The 25,708-nt window shown below is 60.3% G+C and carries 30 protein-coding genes; 23 read left to right on the forward strand and 7 right to left on the reverse strand.

The window, feature by feature from the left end:
- The first annotated feature begins 60 nt into the window (after positions 1 to 60).
- The 13 genes from cyoA (at position 61) to QN085_RS04360 (ending at position 10,855) form a co-directional block, all read left to right on the forward strand.
- On the forward strand, positions 61 to 1,005 hold the full coding sequence (cyoA, locus tag QN085_RS04300) for a ubiquinol oxidase subunit II (RefSeq protein WP_015268993.1): 945 nt from the start codon (positions 61 to 63) through the stop codon (positions 1,003 to 1,005).
- A gap of 3 nt (positions 1,006 to 1,008) precedes the next feature.
- A complete protein-coding gene (cyoB, locus tag QN085_RS04305; RefSeq protein WP_013970980.1) occupies positions 1,009 to 3,027 on the forward strand; it encodes a cytochrome o ubiquinol oxidase subunit I in 2,019 nt (672 codons plus the stop codon).
- Between the two features lie 3 nt (positions 3,028 to 3,030).
- Complete coding sequence (gene cyoC, locus QN085_RS04310; protein WP_023661242.1) at positions 3,031 to 3,654, forward strand: cytochrome o ubiquinol oxidase subunit III; 624 nt, start codon at positions 3,031 to 3,033, stop codon at positions 3,652 to 3,654.
- Complete coding sequence (gene cyoD, locus QN085_RS04315) at positions 3,654 to 3,986, forward strand: cytochrome o ubiquinol oxidase subunit IV (protein ID WP_003259128.1); 333 nt, start codon at positions 3,654 to 3,656, stop codon at positions 3,984 to 3,986. Before cyoC ends, cyoD begins: the two co-directional genes overlap by 1 nt.
- An 11-nt stretch (positions 3,987 to 3,997) precedes the next feature.
- Complete coding sequence (gene cyoE / locus QN085_RS04320) at positions 3,998 to 4,885, forward strand: heme o synthase (protein WP_013970981.1); 888 nt, start codon at positions 3,998 to 4,000, stop codon at positions 4,883 to 4,885.
- Positions 4,886 to 5,224: 339 nt separating this feature from the next.
- Positions 5,225 to 6,433 carry an alanine transaminase gene (gene alaC / locus QN085_RS04325; RefSeq protein WP_013970982.1) on the forward strand — a complete coding sequence of 403 codons (1,209 nt, stop codon included), beginning with the start codon at positions 5,225 to 5,227 and terminating at the stop codon, positions 6,431 to 6,433.
- A gap of 132 nt (positions 6,434 to 6,565) precedes the next feature.
- A complete protein-coding gene (locus QN085_RS04330; RefSeq protein ID WP_013970983.1) occupies positions 6,566 to 7,693 on the forward strand; it encodes a PH domain-containing protein in 1,128 nt (375 codons plus the stop codon).
- A 159-nt stretch (positions 7,694 to 7,852) separates the two neighbouring features.
- Positions 7,853 to 8,236, forward strand: a complete 384-nt coding sequence (locus QN085_RS04335) for a YkgJ family cysteine cluster protein (RefSeq protein WP_003259127.1) — start codon at positions 7,853 to 7,855, stop codon at positions 8,234 to 8,236.
- Positions 8,237 to 8,729: 493 nt separating this feature from the next.
- Positions 8,730 to 8,876: a hypothetical protein gene (locus tag QN085_RS04340; RefSeq protein ID WP_169774995.1), complete on the forward strand. Its 147-nt coding sequence runs from the start codon at positions 8,730 to 8,732 to the stop codon at positions 8,874 to 8,876.
- Positions 8,873 to 9,124, forward strand: a complete 252-nt coding sequence (locus QN085_RS04345; protein WP_023661245.1) for a DUF3077 domain-containing protein — start codon at positions 8,873 to 8,875, stop codon at positions 9,122 to 9,124. Before QN085_RS04340 ends, QN085_RS04345 begins: the two co-directional genes overlap by 4 nt.
- Positions 9,125 to 9,334: 210 nt before the next feature.
- Complete coding sequence (locus QN085_RS04350; RefSeq protein WP_023661246.1) at positions 9,335 to 9,898, forward strand: GNAT family N-acetyltransferase; 564 nt, start codon at positions 9,335 to 9,337, stop codon at positions 9,896 to 9,898.
- A 12-nt stretch (positions 9,899 to 9,910) separates the two neighbouring features.
- Positions 9,911 to 10,450, forward strand: a complete 540-nt coding sequence (locus QN085_RS04355) for a hypothetical protein (RefSeq protein ID WP_023661247.1) — start codon at positions 9,911 to 9,913, stop codon at positions 10,448 to 10,450.
- A gap of 18 nt (positions 10,451 to 10,468) precedes the next feature.
- The gene (locus tag QN085_RS04360) at positions 10,469 to 10,855 is read left to right on the forward strand and encodes a lysozyme inhibitor LprI family protein (protein WP_023661248.1); all 387 of its coding nucleotides are present in this window, start codon (positions 10,469 to 10,471) and stop codon (positions 10,853 to 10,855) included.
- A gap of 123 nt (positions 10,856 to 10,978) precedes the next feature.
- Here QN085_RS04360 and mnmH read toward each other — a convergent pair whose 3' ends face one another.
- Both mnmH and selD read right to left on the reverse strand, forming a co-directional pair.
- Entirely contained in the window at positions 10,979 to 12,091 is a 1,113-nt protein-coding gene (gene mnmH / locus QN085_RS04365) for a tRNA 2-selenouridine(34) synthase MnmH (protein ID WP_013970990.1), read from the reverse strand.
- Complete coding sequence (gene selD, locus QN085_RS04370) at positions 12,091 to 13,125, reverse strand: selenide, water dikinase SelD (RefSeq protein ID WP_023661249.1); 1,035 nt, start codon at positions 13,123 to 13,125, stop codon at positions 12,091 to 12,093. The genes mnmH and selD overlap by 1 nt, the downstream gene beginning before the upstream one ends.
- Positions 13,126 to 13,252: 127 nt before the next feature.
- On the opposite strand from selD, the gene QN085_RS04375 reads away from it, so the two are divergent.
- The 4 genes from QN085_RS04375 to phnE are packed head-to-tail and all read left to right on the forward strand — an operon-like array spanning position 13,253 to position 16,507.
- On the forward strand, positions 13,253 to 14,107 hold the full coding sequence (locus tag QN085_RS04375) for a putative selenate ABC transporter substrate-binding protein (protein WP_013970992.1): 855 nt from the start codon (positions 13,253 to 13,255) through the stop codon (positions 14,105 to 14,107).
- Between the two features lie 20 nt (positions 14,108 to 14,127).
- A complete protein-coding gene (locus tag QN085_RS04380; RefSeq protein ID WP_041506491.1) occupies positions 14,128 to 14,922 on the forward strand; it encodes a phosphonate ABC transporter ATP-binding protein in 795 nt (264 codons plus the stop codon).
- Entirely contained in the window at positions 14,916 to 15,743 is an 828-nt protein-coding gene (locus tag QN085_RS04385; protein WP_023662839.1) for a PhnE/PtxC family ABC transporter permease, read from the forward strand. Before QN085_RS04380 ends, QN085_RS04385 begins: the two co-directional genes overlap by 7 nt.
- Entirely contained in the window at positions 15,740 to 16,507 is a 768-nt protein-coding gene (gene phnE, locus QN085_RS04390; RefSeq protein WP_023662838.1) for a phosphonate ABC transporter, permease protein PhnE, read from the forward strand. The genes QN085_RS04385 and phnE overlap by 4 nt, the downstream gene beginning before the upstream one ends.
- Before the next feature lie 129 nt (positions 16,508 to 16,636).
- Here phnE and QN085_RS04395 read toward each other — a convergent pair whose 3' ends face one another.
- The 3 genes from QN085_RS04395 to QN085_RS04405 all read right to left on the reverse strand — a co-directional run bounded on the left by QN085_RS04395 (position 16,637) and on the right by QN085_RS04405 (position 19,352).
- On the reverse strand, positions 16,637 to 17,524 hold the full coding sequence (locus QN085_RS04395) for a bestrophin family protein (RefSeq protein ID WP_023662837.1): 888 nt from the start codon (positions 17,522 to 17,524) through the stop codon (positions 16,637 to 16,639).
- Positions 17,525 to 17,647: 123 nt separating this feature from the next.
- A complete protein-coding gene (locus QN085_RS04400; protein ID WP_023662836.1) occupies positions 17,648 to 18,136 on the reverse strand; it encodes a GNAT family N-acetyltransferase in 489 nt (162 codons plus the stop codon).
- Between the two features lie 106 nt (positions 18,137 to 18,242).
- Positions 18,243 to 19,352 carry a GlxA family transcriptional regulator gene (locus QN085_RS04405; protein ID WP_044039531.1) on the reverse strand — a complete coding sequence of 370 codons (1,110 nt, stop codon included), beginning with the start codon at positions 19,350 to 19,352 and terminating at the stop codon, positions 18,243 to 18,245.
- A gap of 99 nt (positions 19,353 to 19,451) precedes the next feature.
- Between QN085_RS04405 and QN085_RS04410 the strand changes: the two genes are divergently transcribed.
- The 6 genes from QN085_RS04410 (at position 19,452) to QN085_RS04435 (ending at position 24,299) form a co-directional block, all read left to right on the forward strand.
- Positions 19,452 to 20,324 (forward strand): substrate-binding periplasmic protein, encoded by an 873-nt coding sequence (locus QN085_RS04410; protein WP_024086300.1) that lies wholly within the window; start codon positions 19,452 to 19,454, stop codon positions 20,322 to 20,324.
- 79 nt (positions 20,325 to 20,403) lie between these two features.
- Positions 20,404 to 21,192, forward strand: coding sequence for an amino acid ABC transporter ATP-binding protein (locus QN085_RS04415; RefSeq protein WP_013971000.1), 789 nt, complete (start codon positions 20,404 to 20,406; stop codon positions 21,190 to 21,192).
- Complete coding sequence (locus QN085_RS04420; protein ID WP_013971001.1) at positions 21,192 to 21,848, forward strand: amino acid ABC transporter permease; 657 nt, start codon at positions 21,192 to 21,194, stop codon at positions 21,846 to 21,848. Before QN085_RS04415 ends, QN085_RS04420 begins: the two co-directional genes overlap by 1 nt.
- On the forward strand, positions 21,845 to 22,528 hold the full coding sequence (locus tag QN085_RS04425) for an amino acid ABC transporter permease (RefSeq protein WP_013971002.1): 684 nt from the start codon (positions 21,845 to 21,847) through the stop codon (positions 22,526 to 22,528). The genes QN085_RS04420 and QN085_RS04425 overlap by 4 nt, the downstream gene beginning before the upstream one ends.
- The gene (locus tag QN085_RS04430) at positions 22,485 to 23,960 is read left to right on the forward strand and encodes an amidase (protein WP_230396990.1); all 1,476 of its coding nucleotides are present in this window, start codon (positions 22,485 to 22,487) and stop codon (positions 23,958 to 23,960) included. Before QN085_RS04425 ends, QN085_RS04430 begins: the two co-directional genes overlap by 44 nt.
- A 192-nt stretch (positions 23,961 to 24,152) precedes the next feature.
- Entirely contained in the window at positions 24,153 to 24,299 is a 147-nt protein-coding gene (locus tag QN085_RS04435) for a hypothetical protein (protein WP_178119459.1), read from the forward strand.
- A 121-nt stretch (positions 24,300 to 24,420) separates the two neighbouring features.
- On the opposite strand, the gene QN085_RS04440 is transcribed toward QN085_RS04435, so the two are convergent.
- Both QN085_RS04440 and QN085_RS04445 read right to left on the reverse strand, forming a co-directional pair.
- Positions 24,421 to 25,323: a transporter substrate-binding domain-containing protein gene (locus tag QN085_RS04440; protein WP_013971004.1), complete on the reverse strand. Its 903-nt coding sequence runs from the start codon at positions 25,321 to 25,323 to the stop codon at positions 24,421 to 24,423.
- Between the two features lie 26 nt (positions 25,324 to 25,349).
- Positions 25,350 to 25,700, reverse strand: a complete 351-nt coding sequence (locus QN085_RS04445; RefSeq protein WP_013971005.1) for a RidA family protein — start codon at positions 25,698 to 25,700, stop codon at positions 25,350 to 25,352.
- Between the last annotated feature and the right edge of the window lie 8 nt (positions 25,701 to 25,708).

Genomic DNA, 25,708 nt, shown 5'->3' on the forward strand with positions numbered 1-25,708 from the left:
CGAAGTGCTGGCTACCAAAACACAAATTGCATTGAAGCAAGCTGATCTAGAGGTCGTGAGATGAGTAAAAAGCGTTACCCCAGACTGTTTGGCATATTGCCCTTTTTAGGCATGCTTTTACTCAGTGGGTGCAACTGGACCCTGCTCGACCCGAAAGGTCAGGTCGGCATTGAGCAAAAGAACCTGATCCTGATCGCTACCGGCCTGATGCTGCTGGTGGTGATTCCTGTCATTATCATGACCGTGGTTTTCGCCTGGAAGTACCGTGCTTCCAACAAGGCTGCCACCTACACTCCCGACTGGTCGCACTCGACCAAGATCGAAGCCGCGGTGTGGATCATCCCGATCCTGATCATCATCGCCCTGGGCTACTTCACCTACCACTCCACCCACAAGCTGGACCCGTACCGTCCGCTGGATTCCGATGTGAAGCCGGTGCAGATCGACGTGGTCGCACTGGACTGGAAGTGGCTGTTCATCTACCCGGAGCAGGGCATTGCCACGGTCAACAAGATCGTCTTCCCGGCTAACACCCCGGTCAACTTCCGCGTCACTTCCGACGCCGTGATGAACTCGTTCTTCATCCCGGGCCTGGGCGGCCAGATCTACGCCATGGCCGGCATGACCACCAAGCTGCACCTGATCGCCAACGAAAACGGCGAGTTCGACGGTATCAGCGCCAACTACAGCGGTGCTGGCTTCACCGGCATGAAATTCAAGGCTACTGCCACCTCTCAGGAAGACTTCGACAAGTGGGTCGCCGAGGTCAAGCAGTCGCCGAAGAAGCTGGACAAGGCCGAATACGACGCCTTGGCCAAACCAAGCGAAAACAACCCAGTCGCGCTGTATAGCGAGGCTTCGCCTGACCAGTTCCAGCTGATCGTCGACAAGTACGAAGGCATGAACCGCGGTCGTCCGAGCCACGAAGAAGCAGGCAGCAAAGATCTGGCCACTACCAAGGGTGTGGAATCGAGTATGCAACCAGCTGCCGGTGCAGAGGAGTAAGAGATGTTCGGTAAACTAAGCCTGGAGGCGATACCCTATCACGAGCCGATAGTCATGGTGACGCTTGCCATGATCGCGCTCGGTGGTATCGCTGTCGTCGGTGCTATCACCTACTTCCGCAAGTGGACCTACTTGTGGAGCGAGTGGTTGACGACTGTCGACCACAAGAAAATCGGGGTGATGTACATCATCGTCGCGATGGTCATGCTGCTGCGCGGCTTTGCCGACGCCATCATGATGCGTACCCAGCTGGCTGCCGCTACCGGTGGCTCCGAAGGCTACCTGCCGCCTGAACACTATGACCAGATCTTCACCGCTCATGGTGTGATCATGATCATCTTCATGGCGATGCCGTTCTTCACCGGCCTGATGAACCTTGCGGTTCCTCTGCAGATCGGTGCACGTGACGTTGCCTTCCCGTTCCTGAACTCCCTGAGCTTCTACCTGCTGCTGGCAGGCGTGCTGCTGGTCAACATCTCGCTGGGCGTTGGTGAATTCGCCAAGACCGGCTGGGTTGCCTATCCGCCGCTCGCGGGCATTCAGTACAGCCCTGGGGTGGGTGTCGACTACTACATCTGGGCGCTACAGCTCTCAGGCCTGGGTACGACGCTTACCGGCGTGAACTTCCTCGTCACCGTGATGAAGATGCGCGCACCTGGCATGAAACTGATGGACATGCCGATCTTCACCTGGACCTGCACCTGGGCCAACGTGCTGATCGTGGCTTCCTTCCCGATCCTGACCGCTGCACTCGCTCTGCTGACTGTTGACCGTTATCTGGACTTCCACATCTTCACCAACGAGCTTGGTGGGAACCCGATGATGTACGTCAACCTGTTCTGGGCGTGGGGTCACCCTGAGGTTTACATCCTGATCCTGCCGGCCTTCGGTGTGTTCTCGGAAGTTACCTCCACCTTCGCAGGCAAGCGTCTGTTCGGCCACCACTCGATGATCTACGCATCGGGCGCCATCGCCGTGCTGGGCTTCGCTGTATGGCTGCACCACTTCTTCACCATGGGTGCCGGCGCCAGCGTCAACACCTTCTTCGGCCTGGCGACGATGCTGATCTCCATTCCGACCGGTGTGAAGCTGTTCAACTGGCTGTTCACCATCTACCAGGGCCGTCTGCGCTTCACCGCGCCGATCATGTGGACCCTGGGCTTCATGATCACCTTCTCCATCGGTGGCATGACTGGTGTTCTGCTGGCTGTTCCAGGTGCTGACTTCGTGCTGCACAACAGCCTGTTCGTAATTGCTCACTTCCACAACGTGATCATCGGTGGTGCGGTATTCGGCTACATCGCCGGCTTCGCCTACTGGTTCCCGAAAGCCTTTGGTTTCACCCTGAACGAGAAGTGGGGCAAGGCTGCCTTCTGGTTCTGGATCTCGGGCTTCTACGTAGCGTTCATGCCGCTGTATGCCCTGGGCTTCATGGGCATGACTCGTCGTCTGAACCACTCCGACAACCCACTGTGGGAACCCTACCTGTACGTAGCCGTTGTCGGCGCCGTGCTGATCCTGTTCGGTATCGCCTGCCAGCTGATCCAGCTGTACGTATCGGTTCGCGACCGCAACCAGAACCTGGACGTGACCGGCGACCCATGGGGCGGCCGTACCCTGGAATGGTCGACTTCGTCGCCACCTCCGTTCTACAACTTCGCCCACATGCCTGAGAAGGTTGGCCTGGACGCCTGGCACGAAGCCAAGGAAGCCGGTGTTGCCTACAAGCCTGCGGCCAAGTACGAAGCGATCCACATGCCGAGCAACACCTCCACCGGTTTGTTCATGGGCCTGTTCCTGACCGTCTTCGGCTTCGCCTTCATCTGGCACATCTGGTGGCTGGTTGGCGCGAGCCTGGTTGCAACCATCGCTGTCTTCGTTCGCCACGCTGCGCGTGACGACCAGGGCTACATGGTTCCGGCCGAAGAAGTGGCGCGCATCGAAGGCGAGCGCATGAAAGCGCTGGCCAAAGCAGGTGCTCTGCCTGCCGGCGCACGTGTCGAATCGTTTGAGCGGGTGTAATCAATGTCCAGTCAAGTAATGCACGGTGCTGCTCATGGTCACGACCATGGGCATGACGACCACCACCACGACTCGGGCCAGATGACCGTACTCGGTTTCTGGCTGTACCTGATGACCGACTGCATCCTGTTTGCGTCGCTCTTCGCCACCTACGCGGTGCTGTCCGGCAGTTTTGCCGGCGGCCCGTCGGGTCATGACATCTTCCAGCTCGATTTCGTAGCTGTTGAAACGCTGTTCCTGCTGCTGTCCTCGATCACCTTCGGCTTCGCCATGCTGAAGATGTTCGACGGCAAGAAAGCTGGCGTACTGGGCTGGTTGGCTGTGACCTTCCTGTTCGGTGCAGGCTTCATCGCGATGGAAATCTACGAATTCCATCACCTGATCGCCGAGGGCTACGGCCCGAACCGCAGTGGTTTCCTGTCGGGCTTCTTCGCCCTGGTAGGTACCCACGGTCTGCACGTGACCGCCGGCCTGATCTGGATGGCAATCATGATGTACCAGATCAACAAGCACGGCATCACGCCGACCGCCAAGACCCGCATGAGCTGCCTGAGCCTGTTCTGGCACTTCCTGGACGTGGTCTGGATCTGCGTATTCACCGTCGTCTACCTGCTGGGAGTTCTGTAATGGCTAACGCACACGACACTCATCACGAAGGTAACCACGGCAGCGTCAAGTCGTACATGATCGGCTTCATCCTGTCGATCATCCTGACTGCGATCCCGTTCGGCCTGGCCATGTCGCCAAGCCTGCCGAAGAACCTGACCGTTCTGATCATTGTTGCCATGGCCGTGATTCAGGTAGTAGTGCACCTCGTGTACTTCCTGCACATGGACCGCTCGAAAGAGCAACGCAACAACGTTTCGACGTTCCTGTTCACCACCCTGGTGATCGCTCTGCTTGTCGGCCTGTCGCTGTGGATCATGTTCAGCATCCACTTCGAAATGTTGGCCAAGTGAGGTAAGACTGCATGTCCGTTAAGCACTTTATCCAAATCACCAAACCGGGGATCATTTTCGGTAACGTGCTTTCCGTGGCAGGCGGTTTCTTCCTTGCCTCGAAGGGCCATGTGGATTTCGCCCTGTTCCTGGCGGTGGTGATCGGTACTTCGCTGGTGGTTGCGTCCGGATGCGTGTTCAACAACTGCATCGACCGTGACATCGACCACAAGATGGAGCGCACCAAGAACCGCGTCATGGTCCAGGGCGGCATGTCGCTGCCCCTCGCGCTGATCTACGCCACCCTGCTCGGGGTGGCGGGTTTCAGCCTGCTGTATGTCCAGGCCAACCCGCTGTCGGCGTTCTGTGCGCTGATCGGCTTCATCGTCTACGTCGGTTTCTACAGCCTGTGGCTGAAGCGTAAATCGGTGCACGGCACCTTGGTCGGCAGCCTGTCTGGTGCCATGCCTCCGGTGATCGGCTATTGCGCCGTGAGCAACAGCTTCGACCTGGCTGCGTTTACCCTGCTGGTGATGTTCAGCCTGTGGCAGATGCCGCACAGCTTCGCAATCGCGATCTTCCGCTTCAAGGATTACAGCGCTGCCAACATTCCGGTCCTGCCGGTGGCACGTGGCATCCTCGCGGCGAAGAAGCAGATCGTGCTGTACGTGCTGGCTTTCGTGCTCGCAACCCTGATGCTTACCCTCGGCGGTTACGCCGGCCTCGGCTATCTGGCCGTGGCAGCAGCCATGGGCCTGTACTGGCTGTACATGGCCTGGGCTGGCTACAAGGCCGAGGACGACAGCAAGTGGGCACGCAAGGTGTTCGGCTTCTCCATCCTCACCGTCACTGCCCTGAGTGTGATGATGGGTGTGGACAGCCAGACCGCTGCGGACGTGCTGATGACATACGCACGCTGATACTGCTGCCTGTTTCACGAAAAAGCCCGGCCACTGTGCCGGGTTTTTTTTATGGGCGTTTTTCTGTGCCGGCCTCGTTCGCGGGCTCGCCCGCTCCCACAGGTACGGCGCAGGTCTCGGGACAAGTGAGTAATCCTGTGGGAGCGGGCAAACCCGCGAAGAGGCCGGCACAGCAGAATATAAATTTCTTATTTTCAAAAAATACATCTGAAAAGATCTATGAAAACAGGAAATTGTCCTTTACAGGAATGCTGTATCGGCATTATCTTCTGATCCAGGCCGCCATATCGGCCAGCGTCGCTCGGACGGTTCCGGGCGCTTACGTACTCAGAGGAAGCCATGGCCAACCCAGGTTCGCCGCGTCGCTTTGCGCGCATCGATCGTCTCCCCCCTTACGTCTTCAACATCACTGCCGAGCTCAAGATGGCCGCCCGCCGCCGTGGCGAGGACATCATCGACCTGAGCATGGGCAACCCCGATGGCGCCACCCCGCCGCACATCGTCGAGAAGCTGGTGCAGGTTGCCCAGCGTGAAGATACCCACGGCTACTCCACCTCTCGCGGCATCCCGCGCCTGCGCCGGGCCATCTCCAACTGGTACAAGGAACGCTACGAGGTCGACATCGACCCGGAAAGCGAAGCCATCGTCACCATCGGCTCGAAGGAAGGCCTGGCACACCTGATGCTGGCTACTCTCGACCAGGGCGACACGGTACTGGTGCCCAACCCCAGCTACCCGATCCATATCTACGGTGCGGTGATCGCCGGTGCCCAGGTGCGTTCGGTACCGCTGGTGCCGGGCGTGGACTTTTTCAACGAACTCGAGCGGGCCATCCGCGAGTCGATCCCCAAACCGAAGATGATGATCCTCGGCTTCCCGTCCAACCCCACCGCTCAGTGCGTGGAGCTGGACTTCTTCGAGCGCGTGGTGGCCCTGGCCAAGCAGTATGGCGTGTTGGTGGTCCATGACCTGGCCTATGCCGACATCGTCTACGATGGCTGGAAGGCCCCGTCTATCATGCAGGTGCCGGGGGCCAAGGACATCGCGGTGGAGTTCTTCACCCTGTCCAAGAGCTACAACATGGCCGGCTGGCGGATCGGCTTCATGGTCGGCAACCCCGAGTTGGTCAGTGCCTTGGCGCGGATCAAGAGCTACCACGACTACGGCACCTTCACCCCGCTGCAGGTAGCTGCCATTGCAGCACTGGAAGGCGACCAGCAGTGCGTACGAGACATTGCCGAGCAATACCGCCAGCGCCGCAACCTGCTGGTGAAAGGGCTGCACGAGCTGGGCTGGATGGTCGAGAACCCCAAGGCTTCGATGTACGTATGGGCGAAGATCCCGCCGGAGTATGCGCACCTGGGCTCGCTGGAGTTTTCCAAGAAGCTGCTGGCCGAAGCCAAGGTTTGTGTGTCGCCGGGGATCGGTTTTGGTGATTATGGTGATGACCATGTGCGTTTTGCCCTGATCGAGAACCAGGATCGTATTCGCCAGGCGATTCGCGGGATCCGGCAGATGTTCCGGGCTGATGGCCTGACTCGTAAGTAAGCCCTCATGTCTACAGGTACGGCACATGCCGCACGGCCTGCGCCGTACCTGTAGGAGCAGCTTTCCTACTGCTCTACAGCTACCCAGTTACATATTTTTCTGCACTCATTTCTCACTTCAGAGACCCGAAAGATGAGTGTCTTCACCGCCTATTTCTGCGGCACCGGCTCCCACCGCTTCGACGATGCCAACCCCAACTTCTGGAATGGTGAGCTGGTCTCGACCCTGGCCAGCAATGACCAGGGCCGCGAGTTCGCTCACTGGATTGCCGTTGACGGCCCCGGCAGCGGCAACCTGCAGGATGACAATCTGTTCGTCGAGCCCGGTGGTTATTTCAACTGGAGCGGCCAGTTGTTTGGCAGCGGCTGGGAAGAGAACGTCAACCATGTGCTGAAGGTGATCAAAGGCGAAAGCAGTTGGCAGCGCACCAAGCTGAGCGAGGAAGAATACGAGCGGCTCAAGGAGGCCGGTGTTCCGATCCCGGATGCCACCTCTACAGCTTCCTGGTTCTGGCGCACCTATGACTACGGCGAACGCCACCCGACGCCACAGGAGCTGCAAGAGCGCATCATCAACCTGTTCCGCAAGCCGCGCTTGCCGACCCAGGTGAACCTGGTGGGTTGGAGCAGGGGAGGGATCAGTTGCCACATGCTGGCCAACGCCATGGCGCAGGTCCCTGTATTGCGGGACATACCTGTGAATATCTTCGCCATCGACCCGGTGCCGGGCATCGGTAACCTGCAAAGCCAGCGGGTAACCTTGGCGGGCAATGTCCGCGAGTATGTGGGTTTCTATTCGCGGGACGAGCGATCCAAAGGCTTTGCCTGTGTGATCCCTTCGGTCGAACCGAGTACACGGATATGCATCTACCCGATACCAGGCCGCCACGCCACGCTGGTGGGCAACGCCTCCATCGACGGTGCGAGTGATGGCAAGGTACTGGCGGAGCCGGGATTGATCGTTCGTCATTTTGCCGAGGTCTGCCTGACCCGCTGGGGTGTGCAACTGGACAGGCGCCTGTTCCTGAGCGACGAGCATTTGATGCGATATCACATGCTCATGGCCGCTGCCGAAGGGCGTTACAAGGCCATGCGTAGCGAGTCGTATACCCTACTTACCGAGGGCGAAGATGACGACCGCTTGGTGTATTGCGGCGAGACCTGCATTCACTTCAGCAAGGTGTGTGGTGATGGCTATGAGCCGACCGAGGGCCTTGGCCTGCAGCGCTGGGATGTCAACACCTACAAGGCATTACGCTGACTTGAACGGGCGGCCGGGGAAGTCATTGGTCGCCCGTGTTCAATTGCCGGATCAGCGGCAAATATTTTTTGCATTCCCCTCTATCCAGCCGCCCCGGCTTGGATTGAAAATGGCGCCGCGGGCCAGCCCCGATAACAACAACCTTCCCTCCGTGCCATCATGTCCGAATACAACCCTTGCCTTGACTGCGGCGCCTGCTGCGGGTACTTCCGTGTGTCCTTCTTCTGGGGCGAATGCCAGTCCGCCGGGGGCCTTGTGCCGGACGACCTGGTGGTACAGATCAACCCCACCCGTGTTGCCATGATCGGCACCGATGCCAAACCCTGCCGCTGCATCAGCCTGCAGGGCGAGATCGGCCAGGAAGTGGCTTGCACCATCTACGCCAACCGTTCCAGCCCCTGCCGCGAGTTCGAGGCGTCGTGGGAGGGTGGGGTGCATAACCCCAGCTGCGACGATGCGCGGGCGGCGTATGGCCTGCCACCACTGACCCCGCCCGGGGCCAACGAACCGCATTGGCCGGATGATGGGGCTGAGGTGGCCTGATCGTATTTCGTTAGCCTGTACCGGCCCTTTCGCGGGTAAACCCGCTCCTACAGGTATAACCGTACCCTGTAGGAGCGGGTTTACCCGCGAAAGGGCCATCAGCTGTAAGAAGATTCTGAACCTGAAACCAAATGCTTCAGGTTGCCAGGGATTAGGAATTATCCTACGGCCTCAGTCGGATGCCGTCTGATAGGCAAGTAGCTACCTCAGAGATAACGTTTCGGCGTCGTCACAATTGGCGATCGGGTGTGAGAAGCCCGGTGTTTCGAGATGGCTTGCCAGTTATGGCAGCCGTGCGCGTGCAGACTTCGGTCTGGCCGGTGCCTCGGACACTGGTCTTCTCACCTCGCGTACGGCTGCCACCTTATCTGTGAGAAGGATGCGAGTGGTTGCCTCTGAAAATATTTCCGAGATGACTATGAAAAAACTTGTACCTGATCCACCCGTTACAGACCTTACTTACCAAGCCGCGAAGTCCCAGGCTACCCAGGTCATGGACATTCTCTCCAACACCATCCTCCAATACCTCGACGCAGAAGCCCCGGACCTGCGTTCCACCCTTCTCGAAAACATGTCGACGCAAACTGCCCTGCTGCACGCCTTGTTAGCCCACATAAAGGCGCAGGAGGCCCAGGCATGAGCGACCACCTCAAATCCCGCACCACCGTAGGTGCGGAGAAATTCCTTGAGCTGTACCGGGTAGAGCCGGGTGTACCGCTTGATCTGGCATTCGATGAATTGTCGGTGCTGATCGGCTGTATCAAGCATTTGAACGAAGAGGCCGAGATGGAGGGCGACAAGATCGCCGGCAGCGCGGCGCGCATCCTCAGTGCCATGGCCAAGGCGCTGATCAATGATATGGAAATGGGCTTGAATCGGAGCGCCTGAACGATTTTTGGGGCCGCTTTGCGGCCCATCGACGCGGTTCGTCGCCACGACAAGCCAGGCTCCCACAGGTATAGTGCAAGGCTCCGGGCCTGTGGTGCACCTGTGGGAGCCTGGCTTGCCGGCGATGGGCTGCGCAGCAGCCCCGGGATGCTTGAACCGATCGCTTGACGTTAAACTGTCATCTCCCCAGCCATGGACAGGAGATCCGGCGTGACCCCACCCCGCAGTTTCCCCAGTGACCTCTGCCTCGACAGCCCGCGTCTGCAATTGCGCCCCATGCGCCATGCCGATGCCGCGCAATGGCTGGCGATCATGGCCGACCCCGAGGTCATGCGCTATTGGCACCATGCACCTTGGCAAGACCTGGCCGAAGCCGAAAGCGCCCTGGCCGCCGACCGCGAAGCCTATGCCAATGGTGACCAGCTCAAGCTTGGCGTGTACCGCCGTGACAACGGCGAACTGATCGGTATGGTCCAGCTGTTCAATATCGACGATGTCTCTCGCCGTGGTGAAATCGGCTACTGCCTGGCCAGCGCGGTGCAGGGCAGGGGTTACATGGACGAAGCACTGACCTGCTTCATCGATTACCTCGCCCACACCCTGCACATGCGCCGCCTGGAAGGCGAGATCGACCCGCGCAACCAAGGTTCGGCACGCACTCTGGAGCGCCAGGGCTTTGTGCTGGAAGGCACATTGCGTGCGCGTTGGTGCGTTGCCGGCGAGTTGTCCGATTCGGGTATTTATGGCCTTCTGCTAGAGCCACCGGTTGCATAGGAAGTAAATCTCTTGCCAGTTTTCTACCTGAGCGCCAGCCTGCTGCTTTACCTGCTCGCACTGTTCTTCGACGGCGCGCTGATGAGTGGTGACCGCCACATGCCGGCCCTGCAGATGCTGTTGTACGGGCCTTGGGGCATGCCCTTCGGGTTGTACCAGTGGTTTGCCAACCCGCTGCTGGCCCTGGCAATCCTTGCCCATCGGCGCTTTTGTCGTCTGGCCTTGCTGGTCGGGCTGGTGGCTGTGTATCTGGCGGCCAGCAGCTTTGGAATTGACCGCCTGCCGGACAATCAGAGCTATGAGTTCCATGACCTGACCGGTTTTGGTGCCGGTTTCTACCTGTGGCTGGCGGCAATGGTGGTGTTTTGCATGGGCCAGGCCTGGCATTGCTGGAGGGCACGCAGCGCCGACGACATGCCGGGCTGGAGCTGGCTGGATGTGGTGTTGATCGCGGCGCTTGGCGTGATGTTTTATGCGGCAACGCAGATGCCGTCGCTGCGCTTCGAGCCGGGCAAGGTGCTGATGCCACCGGAACAGCCGCAGACGCTGTGATGCCCACAAGGAGAGTTTATGACCAAGCATTACCTGACGGGCCTGGCATTGGCCTGTGTGCTGCCGCTGGCCCAGGCGGATGACTACACGCCGGGATACGGGCAGTGCATGGACAAGGCGTCCAGTACCGTTGCCATGAGCGAGTGCATTCGGGCCGAGACGCAGTTGCAGGACCAGCGTTTGAACCGGGTGTACAAGCAATTGATGGGCAAGCTGGATGCCGGGCAGCAGAAGAGCCTGCGTGATGTGCAGCGCAAGTGGCTTGCCTACCGCGATGGCAATTGCGGGTTCCATGTGCAGGCCAGTGGCGGGACCATGGCACAGCTGGAAGGTGGGTCCTGTGTGATGGACATGACCCGCGACCGGGCGGCGGAGCTGGAGCGCGTGCTCAGCCCTGGGCAGTGAGTACTGCCAGTACTGGCCCTATCGCCGGCAAGCCAGCTCCCACAGGGAGCGCATACCCTGTCAGGCAGTGCAATACCTGTGGGAGCTGGCTTGCCGGCGATGGGGCGCGAAGCGGCCCCGTTTTTACTTGCGTGGTTCGCGCAGCGCCCGGGCCTTGAGATACTCGCGCACTTCCACCGCATCCCCGGCAAACTCGATACGCTCTGCTTTCGCTGCACGCTGGTAGGCATACATCGGGTCGTAATACTCGCTCAGCAAGCTTTCGATGAAGACCCGGTGCAACTCTACCGAACCACTGCGCTGCTGCTCGTCCAGCGCCTGGCGCAGGATTTCCGACAGCCGCTGATGGCGCTCGCCGCCGAGGCGCTTTTGAATCCTGCCCATGCTCTGCAGAAGTGTCTCGGCAAATAGCCGCCGGCCATCTTCTTCACCATGCAGGCTGACGAACTCGGCGCTCAGGTCGATCACGTAGTCGCGCAGGATACGCTCCACGCGGTTGGCCAAACTGTCTTCCAGCCACACCAGCGGGTATTGCTGCATGCCCTGGTACAACTCCAGCGGTACGGTGCAGCTGCCCACGATTCGGCCTTCGTCTTCCAGCACGAACTGCTCGATACCCCGGGCGCGTTTTTTCAACACGTCTATGGCCAGCCTGTTCTCGAAGTCGATCTGCGCTGGCTGTGCAGTGGCGCGCTTGCCAAAGCTGGAACCGCGATGGTTGGCGTAGCCCTCCAGGTCCAGCTCGTTGTCCAGTAGGTGCAGCACTTCGGTCTTGCCGGTGCCGGTCAGGCCGCCCACTAGCACGAAATCACATTGCGCGACCGCCTGTTGGGTAGTCTCCAGCAGGAAGTGGCGCATGGCCTTGTAGCCGCCCTCGACGAGGGGGTAGTGGATGCCCTTCTCATCGCGCAGCACTTTCTGGACAAGATGCGAGCGCAGGCCGCCACGGAAGCAGTACAGGTAGCCTTCCGGGTGATCCTCGGCGAACTTTGCCCAGGCCTCCAGACGTGCCTGCTTGATCTCACCGCTGACTAGCTTGTGGCCCAGAACGATGGCTTCAGCCTGGCCCTTCTGCTTGTAGCAGGTGCCGACCTTTTGCCGCTCTTGGTCATTCATCAGTGGCAGGTTGACGGCACCCGGGAAGGCGCCCTTGGCAAATTCGACAGGTGCACGCATGTCCATCATCGGCACGTCGTCGAGGAACAACTGGCGGAAGTCGGTGCAGTCGGGGCGCATCAGATCACCTCGACCGCGTGGCTCTGTCGCTCGACCAGCTTGCCGATCGGCGCCAGTTGCAGGCCCAGTTCGGCGGCCACCGCGAGGAACTCGGCTTCACCCTCCGGGGTAACCGCCACCAGCAGGCCACCGCTGGTCTGCGGGTCGCATAGCAGATGCTTCTGGTCGTCGCTCAGGGTGCCGATCTTGTGGCCATAGCTGTCGAAGTTGCGCAGAGTGCCGCCGGGGATGCAGCCCTCGGCCAGGTAGTGGTCGACGCTGGGCAGGCGCGGGACGGCGGCATAGTCCAAATGAGCGGTAAGGCCACTGCCCTCGGCCAGTTCCACCAGGTGGCCGAGCAGGCCGAAACCGGTGACGTCGGTCATGGCCCTGACCCCGTCAAGCTTGCCGAAGCGGCTGCCGGGCGTGTTGAGGGTGCACATCCAGTCGCGGGCAAGGCCCTGGTCCTGGGTGCGCAGCTTGGCCTTTTTCTCGGCGGTGGTGAGGATGCCGATACCCAGTGGCTTGGTCAGATACAGGCGGCAGCCTGCGCTGGCGGTGTCGTTGCGCTTGAGGTGACGCTTGCTGACCACGCCGGTGACGGCCAGGCCGAAGATCGGCTCGGGGGCGTCGATGGAGTGGCCGCCGGCCAGCGGGATACCGGCTTCGGCGCATACCGCACGGCCGCCGCGGATCACTTCGCGGGCCACTTCTGGTGGCAGCACGTTGACCGGCCAGCCGAGAATGGCAATGGCCATCAGCGGGTCGCCGCCCATGGCGTAGATGTCGCTGATGGCGTTGGTGGCGGCGATACGGCCGAAGTCGTACGGGTCATCGACGATCGGCATGAAGAAGTCGGTGGTCGAAACCACGCCGCGCTCGTCATCCAGCGCGTACACGGCAGCGTCGTCGCGCGAGGCGTTGCCCACCCACAGTTTCGGGTCCAGGGCCTGGGCGCCGCTTTCTGCGAGGATCACATCCAGCACCTTGGGGGATATCTTGCAGCCACAGCCGGCACCATGGCTGTACTGGGTCAGGCGAATCGGCTCGCTCATGTGCACCTCAGGAGGTCAATTTGATGCGCGATTGTAGCAAAGCTGGCCTTTGCGCCTGCGCCTCTTATAATTCCCGTCGTCGGCGTATAGGCCGACATTTCCCCGCTATTGAACCGGAGAACACCCCATGCTCAAACGCCCTCTGGCGCTCGCCGCCGGCCTCGTGCTGTCTTGCTGCGCCGTTGTCGCCCAGGCCGCCGACACTCTGCGGGTCAGCGCCATCCCTGACGAAGCACCGACCGAACTGCAGCGCAAGTTCAAACCGTTGGGCGAGTACCTGGCCAAGCAGTTGGGCATGGAGGTGAAGTTCGTGCCGGTGGCCGATTACCCGGCGGTAGTCGAATCGCTGGCTTCCAACCGCCTGGACCTGGCCTGGCTGGGGGGCTTCACCTTCGTTCAGGTGCACTTGAAGGACCCTGCCGCCACGCCGCTGGTGCAGCGTGAACAGGATGCGCAGTTCACTTCCAAATTCATCACCGCCAACCCTGATGTGAAGAGCCTGGCCGACCTCAAGGGCAAGTCGTTTGCCTTCGGTTCCATCTCATCCACCTCGGGCAGCCTGATGCCGCGTTACTTCATGCTCAAGCAGGACAATATCAAGCCTGAAGACTACTTCGGTCGCGTTGCCTACTCCGGCGCCCACGATGCCACTGTGGCCTGGGTGCAGGCCGGCAAGGTCGATGGCGGCGTACTCAATGCCAGCGTGTGGCAGAAGCTGGTGGATGCCGGCAAGGTCGATACCGCCAAGGTGAAGGTTTTCGCCACCACCCCGACCTACTTCGACTACAACTGGACCGTGCGCGGAAACATGGACCCGGCGCTGAAAGAGAAGATCAAGAAAGCCTTCCTCGACCTCGACCCGGCCAACCCGGAGCACAAGGCGATCCTCGACCTGCAGGCGGCCAGCCGCTTCATCGAGACCAAACCTGAGAACTACGTGGGCACCGAGCAGGCTGCGCGCGAGGCCGGCCTGCTCAAGTGATATCGACAGTGGCTTCCAATGTGGCGATCCATCTGCACGAGGCCGGGCTGCGCCATGGCCAGGTGCGTGCGCTCGATGCCGTGAGCCTGAGCATCGGCCAGGGCGAGCGCGTCGCCATCATAGGCCCGTCGGGGGCGGGCAAGTCCAGCTTGCTGCACCTGATGGCAACTGCCGTGCAGCCCAGCAGTGGGCGCCTGGACCTGCTCGGCGAGCAGCCATGGGCGTTGTCCTCCGGCGCCCGCCAGCGCCTGCGTGCGCGGGTAGGCCTGGTGCATCAGGCACCGCCCTTGCCGCCGCGCCAGCGGGTGGTGACGGCAGTGCTGGCCGGCCGCCTGGGGCAGTGGGGCATGCTGCGTGGCCTGTTCAACCTGCTGTACCCCTGCGATGTGCCGGGGGCGCGCCAGGTACTGGCCGAGCTGGGGTTGGCCGACAAACTCTTCGTACAGTGCGGGCAATTGTCCGGTGGCCAGTTGCAGCGTGTGGGCATTGCCCGGGCGCTGTACCAGCGGCCGCAGGTCTTGTTGACCGACGAGCCGGTGTCGGCCATGGACCCGGTGCTGGCTGACCACAGTCTGGCCTTGCTCAACCGCCACGCACAGGCCAATGGCGTCACTCTGGTGGCGAGCCTGCATGCCGTGGACCTGGCGCTGGCGCACTTTCCGCGGGTGATTGGTATCCGCGAAGGGCAGGTGGTGTTCGACTGCCCGGCGCAAGCGGTGACCGAGCAGTTGCTGGATGCGTTGTATGCGAATGAACAACTGGCCTCACCACCGAGCCAGGGGCCGACCCTGACCGTGCAGATACCGCGATGCTGAAACTTGATGCCCGCGACCCGGCGCTGTTGCATCGGTTGCTGCTGACCCTGCTGGCTGTGGCGGTGCTGTGGCCTGGCGTGCAGCTGAGCGAATTGAACCCGGCGGTCCTGCTGCAAGCGGAGAATCGCCAGCAGATCGCCAGTTTCACCAGTGCCTTCTGGCCACCAGCACACGATGCCGACTTCCTTTCCCTGCTTTATGAGGCCACCTTGCAGACCCTGGCCGTGGCCACGGCCGGCATGGCGTTGGCGTTGCTGCTGGCGGTCCCTGCCGGGTTGCTGGCCAGCCGAGCCTTGTCGCTGCGTGCCGCCTCACATGGCGGTCGCGCCGGGTTGTGGTCGCGTCTGCTACGCCTGCCGGTACGCTGGTTGCTGATTTTCTTGCGCAGTGTGCCGGAAATCGTCTGGGCGTTGCTGTTCGTGCGCGCCGTCGGGCTGGGGCCGACGGCGGGCGTGCTGGCTATCGCCATTACCTACAGCGGTATGCTCGGCAAGGTGTATGCCGAGATCTTCGAATCGGTCGACCAGCGCCCGGCGCATGCCTTGCTGCAGGCGGGTAGTGGCCGCCTGGCTGCGTTTTTCTACGGCATCCTGCCCAGTGCGGTGTCCGAAGTGGTGTCCTACACCGTGTACCGCTGGGAGTGCGCGGTACGCGCCTCAGTGGTGATGGGCTTTGTCGGTGCTGGCGGGTTGGGGCAGCAGATCGACCTGTCGATGCGCATGTTCGCGGGAGCGGAAGTGGCAAGCATGCTGCTGACGTTCCTGGTCCTGGTGATGCTGGCCGACCTGCTCAGCCGCTTCCTGCGCTGGAGGCTTGCATGAACCGGGTCATCAACTGGCTGGTGCTCGGCGCCATCGTGGCTGCAGTGATGGCCTCGTTCGCCTACCTGAAGCTGGACTTGCAGGCGCTGGTCGGCAACGGCGGGCTGGGGCAGATGGGCGAATATGCCGGGCGTTTCCTGCACCCTGACCTGTCTGCCGGGCACCTGCGCGCGGTAGCGCATGGGGCGCTGGAAACCTTGGCCATGTCCGGCCTGGGCACCTTGTTGGCCATGCTGCTGGGCATGCTGTTGGCGCTGCCGGCCGCTGGCCGGTTCGGTTGGCTGCTGCAGGCCTGTGCGCGGTTGTTGCTGAATGCCCTGCGGGCCATCCCGGAACTGGTGTGGGCCGCGCTGACGGTACTGGCGGCCGGGCTTGGGCCGAATGCTGGTACCCTGGCCTTGGCGCTGCATACCGCTGGCGTGCTGGGGCGGCTGTTTGCCGAGGCGCTGGAGAACGCACCGCCGGAGCCCGCAGCTGCCATCCGCTTGCAGGGCGGTAGCCAGGTGGCGGCATTCTGCTTTGGCACCTTGCCCAATCTGTGGCCGCAGTTGCTGGCTTATAGCTTGTATCGGTGGGAAAACAACATCCGCATGGCGAGCGTGCTGGGATTTGTCGGGGCTGGCGGGTTGGGGCAGATGCTGTACACAACCTTGAGTTTGTTCCAGGAGGCCCAGGCCAGCACGGTGATCATGGGGATGCTGGTGCTGGTGTTGCTGGTGGATGCGTTGAGTGATGTGTTGCGCCAGCGCTATGTGCGGGTCTGACAGATAGCCGGGGCCGCGTTGCGGCCCTATCGCCGGCAAGCCAGCTCCCACAGATACGGTGCAAGGTCACAGGATTCCACGGCCCTGTGGGAGAAGGCTTGCCGGCGATAGGGCAGTTGAGGTCTGGCACTAAGCCAACTCCCCACACTGCGCCTCCCGCTGCATCGACTCCAGATTCCGCTCGATCGTCTCGCAAATGCTGTCCATCTGGATCTGATGCTCACTGAACCTGAACGGGCTCTGCAAATCCGTCCCGATCCGCTCGATGGCCAGCAGCATGAAGCCCACCACCGTCGATGCCAGCGGCGTGAACCAGCCCAGCGACTCCACCAGCCCCACCGGTACGATCAGGCAGAACAGGGTGATGAACAGCCGCGGAAAGTACACGTAAGGGTAGGGCAGTGGCGTATTGGCGATCCGTTCCATGCCACCTTGGGCATTGGACAGGTCCACCAGCGTCGATTCCAGTCTTGCCAGGCGAATGCTGTCCAGCCGCCCGGCCTGGTACTCCCGCGCCAGCAACGCCGCCGAACCACTCAGAATGTCGTTGGCGAAATTGTTCGAGCGGCTGCGCCGCTCGAATTCCGCTGGCGGAATGAACGCCATCAGTTCATCCGGGCAGCGCTCGCCCTTCAGGTGCGCCGCCAGGCAGTTCACATAGGCGATATGCCGACGCAGCAGGGTAGCCTTGACCGGGTTCAGGCCATCATCCGGGTCATCGATCAGCGTCAGCGCCTGCCGCGCGAAACTGCGTGAACTGTTCACCAACGCCCCCCACAATGTGCGAGCTTCCCACCAGCGGTTGTAGGCGCTGCTGTTGCGAAAGCTCACCAGCACCACCAGCGCCGAGCCAAGCAAGGTCAGCGGGATCAACGGCAGGGTGAACTTGCTGTTGAAGAACAGCATGAAATCGATGGTGACCAGCACATCCCAGATCAACAGCCAGAACAGCGACCAGCCGATATAGCCGATGGTCTTCACCGCCAGGCGGTACTTGCGGACAATGATGTCTTTCACGCGGGCTACCTCGAAAATTGGCAGATGCAGGATCCGACGTCGAGGTAGGGCGAAGGTTCTGTGTGTGATTGTTGCAAGGGATTTTGGATCTTCTCGTCCAGCCCCATGCAGTGCCTCGCTGGCTCAGCCGGGTTGGATAAACACCTGTTTCATCTGCACTAACGCCACCCGCGAGCCATCCCACGCCTGCCGTTCCTCGATGCCGAACGGCACGAAGCCCAGCTGTGGATAAAGCAGCAGGCCCGCTGTGTTGTGGTTGAAGCACGACACCCAGACCTCCCGGGCTGCGAACTGTTGGCGGGCCAGTTCGATCATGGTAGTTACCAGGTAGCGCGCTACGCCGTGGCCGCGTGCGGCGTGGGCCACGACCACGTTGCCCAGGGCGCACACGCCGCCGTGTTCGGCCTTGTAGAAGTTGGCGAATGCCAGCACCGTGCCGTTGCCCTCCACCACCGTGGAGCCGCTGCGCTGGGCGATGGCATCGTTCAGTTGGGCGGGGGAGAGAGGGTACTTGGCTTTGGGGAACATGTAGAACAGTTCGGCCGGGCTTTGCGGGAAGCTGCAGATTCCAGGGATATCGTCGGGCCGTACGGGGCGGTGGGTCAGGTGCATGGCAAGTCCTTGTGTGCTGGCTGGTCGGGCCACTTCGCGGGCAAGCCCGCTCCCACAAGGGGCGGGGAAGTCATATTCTGCCCCGCGACGGGTCAATGTTCACTATTCATGAAACTGTTTCCCCCTTGGTCGGGGTCGCGTTTCGCATCAGCTCTTTGCGCAATTTGCCGGGGGACATGCCGAACAGGTTCTGGAAATGCCGAATGAAATGGGGAGCATCGGCAAAACCGCATTCGAAAGCGATTTCTCCGATATGTCGATCCGAGCTGATGAGCAGCCAGCGGCCAAACCTGAGTCGAACCTGGCGATAGAACTGGGCCGGAGTACTACTGGTTTCGGCGACAAACAGACGCTCCAGTTGCCGTTTACTGGTACCGACAAGGTTCGCGATCGCGTCGATATCCAAAGGCTCGGTCATGTGCTTTTCCATCAGCATCACGGCTTCGTGCAGGCGCCTGTTCGAAGAGCTGGCGTAGCCGAGTGCCTTGCGCCGATCGACGAAACTGCCAGAACTGCTTTTCGCAACTGTCATCTGGTGAACGACCTTGCCGGCCCGATCCGGGCCGCAATGCATCCCGATAAGATGGATGGCCAACTCGATCACCGAGATACCACCTGCGCAGGTGATCCGATCCTTGTCGATGAGGAAGTCACTGTTGCTGACAAAGCGCAATCGTGGGAACAGACGTTTCCAGTCATCGCAATGGTAGGCATGCACACAGGCAGTACGTCCCTCCATCAGGCTATGTCGCGCGAGCACGAAGCTGCCTGTGCATAGGCCGATCAAAGGCACGTCAGCGGCGGCTGCCTGATGCAGGAATGCCGGATAAGTCTTAGGCGCTGCCTCCAGATAGTCCAGTAGCCCACCAATCACCACGATGTAATCGAATTGATGAGGGTCGGTGAGTTCACTGTCGATGGGTACATCCAGCCCGCAACTGGAAATGACTCTTTGCCCAGGGGTACCGAGGACTTTCCATTGGCATCGTATCGGGCGGCTCTGATCGCCGGTATCGGCAGCATGTCGCAACGCATCGGTCAGCCCCGAGAGTGACAGCAAGGGGAAGCGCGGCCATAGCACGATACCTATAGACAACTCGGTGGCGCCGCGTCGGCTTGGCGGATGTCGTGCCTGACCCTTGTCAAGCGCTTCCACGAGGCTTGCGCTGGAGGCGTTGGGCAGTGCATCTCCGAAATGTCGCAAATGTTCAATCATTCCTGCAAAGCATCCAACCAGTTATCCCGATCATCACCATACGATGAGCTTCTGCCTAACACCATGCTGTTCATAAAAAAAGCAATCTGGGAGCACGTGATGAAGAAGCCCAACGTTCGACGTTTTGCCGGTATCTACGCGGGTTTGCTGGTATCCATGCTGGCCTCGGTGCCGGCATTCGCACTGGAAACGGTAGAGCCTGGAAGCCTTACTATCGCGTTCACTGGCGATATGCCGGGGACCGGTTATCAAGACAGCCGGATGGTCGGCTATGACGGTGAAATCCTTCAACAAATATCTGAGAAGCTGGGCTTGAAGGTCAAGCCTGCCTTGATGGACTGGGCCAGCACCATCGCTTCGGTACAAGCTAACCGCGTGGATGTCATGGCCGGCACCATGGGCTGGACCGAGCAGCGCGCGAAGATCATGACCGTGAGTGACCCGATTCACTATTTCAAGAACGGCATCACCCAGACCGACAAGACCAACTGGAGCAGCCTCAAAGATTTGCAGGGCAAGAAGGTCGGCACCATCACCGGTTTCTCGTTCATCCCAGAGATGCGCAAGATCGAAGGGTTGCAAGTTGCGTTGTACGACACCTCCGATGCTGCGGTGCGCGATCTTCTCGCCGGACGCATCGATGCAGTGATCGGTGATCCTCCAGTCATGCAATACGCCATTTTTCGCAACGAGCAGTGGCACCTGCGTTTCAACGCCTTCACCGACAACGATCCGAATTTCCCACTGCTTACGGGGCTAGGTCAGGTGGTTTACGGCTTCAACAAAGAGGCCAGCCCGCAGCTGGTGGCTGCCGTGAACGAACAGATCCAGACCCTCTGGAAAAGCTGTGAAATGCGCACGATCGGTGCCCGCTACGGCCTGACTCAGGATGTCTGGTATGTGCCGGAAGGCAAGGACCTGAGGCAGGGGGTCGACCGTCCGGCGGACTGGAAACTGCCCGGCTGCAAGTAAGCGCTTGAGCGGATCAATCGGCCTGGTAGCCGGTGCCGGTTCATCGCCATGTCTATAAAAAAAAAAGAGGTTAACCAAGATGTCGACCCCGTCCGAACCTGCGTTGCTGCGAGTGCATGATCTGCACAAAAGTTATGGTGATCTGGAAGTACTCAAAGGGATCAACCTGGAGTTGAAAGCCGGGGAAACCCTGTCGTTGATAGGCCCCAGCGGGTCGGGAAAGTCCACATGCCTGCGTTGCATCAATTACCTGGAAAAACCCACTCGAGGTGATATCTGGCTGGGGGATGAGTTGATCGGCCAGGTCAAGGACGGTAAACGCACACGTCTGATGAGTGATCGGGAAATGGCTCCGCAGCGTCGCGAGATCGCGATGGTGTTCCAGCTCTTTTACCTCTGGCCACATTTGAGCGTACGCGACAACGTTGCGCTGGGGCCGATCAAGGCACAGGGTATGCCGCGAAAGCTGGCCTATGAGCTGGCCGATGCCATGCTGGAAAAAGTCCATCTGCGGCATAAGGCCGAGGTCTACCCCGAGCAGTTGTCCGGTGGACAACAACAGCGAGTCGCTATCGCCCGCGCGTTGGCCCAACAACCGAAGGTCATCCTGTTCGACGAGCCGACCTCGGCACTGGACCCCGAACTGGTGGGGGAAGTACTGGCCGTGATTCGTGAGCTGGCGCAAGAGGGCCGCACCATGATCATGGTGACCCATGAAGTGCGCTTCGCTCGGGATGTGGCGGATCGGGTGATCTTCATGGATGGCGGACACATAATCGAGCAAGGGCCTTCGGCGCATGTAATCGACAACCCAAGCCATGAGCGCACCCGCAGTTTTCTTGGGCGCATGGCCATGGAGGGCGCTTGATGGCGAACTTCGAGGTCTTTGTCGGGCTACTGCCTCTGTTGTTCAAAGGCGCGCTCACCGCCCTGGAAATCGCGCTATGTACCTTGCTGCTGGCGAGTGTCGGAGGGGTAGTGCTGGCGGTGTTGCTGACGTTCAGTCGATCACGGGTGTTGCATGGGGTGATCGGCTGTTTCATTGAGTGGATGCGCAATGTTCCTGCGCTGGCTCATTTGTTCCTGATCTATTTCGGTCTCTCCTACCTTGGCATCAACTTGCCCGCGTGGCTGGCCGCCATCGTTGGATTGAGTCTGGTGGGCAGCGCGGTGTTGGCCGATATTTTCCGTAGCGGCTTGCAGTCGCTGCATGTCGGTCAGCATGAAGCCGGGTTGGCTGTGGGGCTGAGCCGGATGCAGATTTTGCGCTGCATTCTCTTGCCCCAGGCCCTGCGCGTGACGTTGCCAGCGTTCGCCAACTACGTTACGCAATTGATCAAGGACACGTCCATCGCCTCGGCTATCGCCGTGCCGGAAATCATGTTCCTTGCGCGCAATCTGGTGACATCCACCTTCCAGACTTCACTGATCTATTTGGCTGTGATGTGCATCTACGCCGCGATGATTCTACCGATCGGTGTGGGATTCATTCGCCTCGAACGTCATTTTGGGAGTGCGCGATGATCAGCTTTTTTCAACAGTACCCAGAGTACTGGAGCGACTGGAGTGCTCGCCTGTTGCTCGGGGCACGGATCACTGCCGAATTGTCCCTGGTGGGGTTCGCCCTGGCAGTCGTGCTGGGGGCGTTGTTGGTCTGGGCGATGAGAAGTCCGAGTGTCATCCTGAAACGGCTGGCAGCGTTCTTTATTCAGAGCATGCGCGCTGTGCCTCTTCTGGCGTTGCTGCTGGCCCTGTATTTCGCATTGCCCAGCCTGGGGTTGACGTTGTCCGGCTACTGGGCCGGGGCCATCGGTCTGGGGTTGCAGGGTGCCGCTTACGTTGCGGAAATCCTTCGTGGCGGCCTGGATTCGCTGCATCGCGGCCAGCGCGAAGCCGCTATCGCCATCGGACTGACGCCGCTCAGAGCGTTTACTACCGTCATCCTGCCGCAAGTGATTCGCGTCATACTGCCACCACTGCTTAACGCCTACGTGTCGATCCTCAAGGACAGCTCATTGTGCGCTCTGATCGCCACCGATGAGTTGATGCTGGCCGCGCGGGCCATCGCTTCGGAAACCTTCCTGCCAATGCATGTCTTCCTGCTGGTAGGACTCTTCTATTTTGTTATCGCCTTTCCTCTTTCAATGCTGTCGCGCGTGCTTGAAAAGCACTTTTCACGCGGGCGCAAAACCGTGCGAGGTTGAACATATGAGCATCATGGATCGAGTTACTTCCCACAGCATTGCCCAGTTGCAGCAGGCACTGCAGGCGGGATCGCTGACTAGCGAAGCGCTGGTTCGTGCGCAACTGGCGCGCATCGAGCACTTTGACGAGCAGCTCAATGCCTATGTCGAGACCTATCCCTCGCGCGCTTTGAGCGCAGCCATCGCCGCTGATCGCCAGCGTGCGTCCGGTATACACCTGGGACCGCTGCATGGCATTCCTCTGGCTATCAAGGACTTGTTCGAGATCGATGGCCAGGCCATCACGGGCGGGTCAGTGGCACAGCAACCGCGTGTTTCGAGGGTGACCGCCACTGCAGTGCAACGCCTGGAACGTGCTGGTGCAATAATTCTTGGCAAGACCCATACCGTCGAATTCGCCTTCGGCGGCTGGGGCACCAATGCGGTGATGGGCACGCCATGGAACCCATGGGACCGTAACGTGCATCACGCTCCGGGGGGCTCAAGCAGCGGTTCGGCAGTGGCCGTGGCCAGTGGATTGGCGAGCGCTGCGTTGGGCACCGATACCGGTGGTTCGGTACGAATTCCGGCGGGCATGTGCGGCCTGGTCGGGCTGAAAACCACGCGTGGGCTTATCAGTCGCCATGGCTTGATCGAACTGTGTCCTTCGCTGGATTCGGTAGGGCCTATCACTCATACCGTTGAGGATGCGGCGTGGATGCTGGATGCATTGCTGGGGCCAGACCCGCTGGATCCGGTTTCGGCCCAGGCGCCTGTATTCAGCGCCGCTAACGGTCTCAATAAGCCGGTAGCCGGTTTGCGCATCTGGGTGTTGCCACAGGCCGAACGAGCGCATGTCGCGCCCGGGGTGCTGAAGGCTTACGATTTGGGGCTCGAGCAGCTGGCCGCGTTGGGCGTGCAACTGATAGAGCAACCCCTACCCACCACGTTGGAACAGTGCATGCGCATCGCTGGTGGACTGATGAGCGCCGAAGGTTATGCCAGCCTGGGTAGCTTGTTCGAGCGCGACGATCTGCGTTTCGATCCCCATGTTCAACGTCGCATACTCAGTGGTCGCGACATCGACGCAGCGTCGTACATACAGTTGCATAATCAGCGCCGTGCCGCTCGGTATGCCATGCAGGAGGCCATGACCAACATAGACGCCTGCGTTTTCCCGACCAACGCTATTGGCAGTGTGCCGCTGGATGAGGTCGATGAATATGGCACACCGCTGGCCTTGTTGGGACGGTTCGCCAACTTGCTGAACCTGTGTTCGGTGGCGGTGCCCATCGGGTTCGATGAGAAAGGCATGCCGGTCTCGATGCAGATTGTGGGGCGGGCATTCGCCGAACCGCTGATTCTGCGCATTGGCCATGCTTATCAACAGGTCAGTGACTGGCACACGTTACGGCCTGAGGGCTGGGCGCTGGCAGACAAAGCGGTTGCGTGATCCATGTGACGGTTTGACATATCCCTGAGTATCACCTTGGCAGCATTGCAAGTTGGCCGAGGTGGAAGGGGCATTGCCGTACAAGATGGAGGAGCTGGTCAGTAGCCTCGATTATGCTCAACAAATGGCCGCTCTTGCAGAAAAACATGGGCAGCGACTGAGAAGGTCCACCTGGCCTTGAGCGCAGGTGGCATGAGCCGTAACGGTAAACAAGGAGACAGCGAAATTACCCAGAGTGAACTTGAAGAACTCAGCGGAACTTTGCTGGTGGACCTTGCTACTACCGTATGGGGGAGTAGCAATCCTCAAACCTTGGTGACGGATAAAGCTTCCGACTAACCAGTGGGGGGGTGGTCGCTACTGTGGTGGTAACGCTCACGCAGTAGCGACTTTTGGCAGTAACGCGCTCGCAGGTCACTGCCGGCCCGTAATCTTCATGGGTATGAGCGGGGAGCAGAAGCTACTGCACCGGATCACTCACCGGTTTGGCAAAGATGGCCTTGAGTTCGCTGGTCATCGGGAACTCCAGGTTCAAGCCTTTAGGCGGAATCGGCTGTTCGAACCAGCGCTGGTAGATCCCGTTGATTTCCCCTGAGCTGTACAGTTCGCCCAGCGACGCGTTCACCAGCGCGAGGAACTGCGGGTCATCCTTGCGCACCATGCAGCTGTAGATTTCCCGCGACTGCTCTTCCCCGACCACCACCCAGTTGTGCGGATCGCGAGCCTTGGCGCGTTCACCGTAGAGCAGCGCATCGTCCATGTAGAACGCCGCCGCCCGGCCGGACTGCAACATCTGGAAAGCTTCACCATGGTCCTTGGCGCTGATCACGTACATGTCCATCTTGTTATCGACGTTGTAGCTTTTCAGATAGCGTTCGTTCGTGGTGCCTGCAGTGGTTACCACATTCTTGCCGCGCAGGTCGGTGAAACTCTTGATTCCGCTGTCTTTGGCTGTCAGTAATTGACCTTTGACATAGATGAACCCGTAGGAAAACGCCACCTGCTTCTGGCGCTCTGCGGTGACGCCGGTCGAGCCGCACTCCAGGTCAACGGTACCGTTCTGTACCAGCGGAATGCGGGTTTGCGATGTCACCAGGTTGTACTTCACCTTGAGCTGGGGCAATGCCAGCTTTTGCTGTACCCGCTCGACGATCTTTTTCGCCAGGTCTACTGAGTAGCCCATGGGTTGTCCCGAATGGTCTCCCACGTAGGAGAACGGCACCGAAGCATCGCGATAGCCCAGGGTAATGCTGTTGGCTCTGGCAATCTTGCTCAGGGTAGGCCCCAGCGCTGCTTCGTCAGCATGGGCCTGGGTGCCTAGCAACAGGCCAAGGGTGCAGCCGATCAACGTGATTTTTCGCATTGTTATTCTCCGTTGTAGGTGAGGGGTTAGCGACGTGCTGCAATAACGGTTATTTCCACCAACACCTGCGGACGCGCCAGTTCGGCCTGCAAGGTGGTGCGACTTGGTGCCTGGCCGGGCGACAACCAGGCGGACCACACTTCATTCATCGCAGCGAAATCTTTACCGATGTCCTTCAGGTAGATGGTCGCGCTGAGCAAGTGATCCTTGTCGCTGCCCGCCTCGGCCAATAATGCGTCGATCTTTTCCAGCACTTGGCGAGTCTGGCCGCCGGCATCGGTGGCGTCGTCCGGCACCTGGCCAGAGAGAAACACCAGGTCGCCGAAGGTCACGGCGCCGGACAAGCGTGGATTGGGCTGGATACGGTTAATGGTCATCGGGTGGT

Source organism: Pseudomonas sp. M2(2023) (genome assembly GCF_030263955.1).
Taxonomy (GTDB): Bacteria; Pseudomonadota; Gammaproteobacteria; order Pseudomonadales; family Pseudomonadaceae; genus Aquipseudomonas; species Aquipseudomonas asiatica.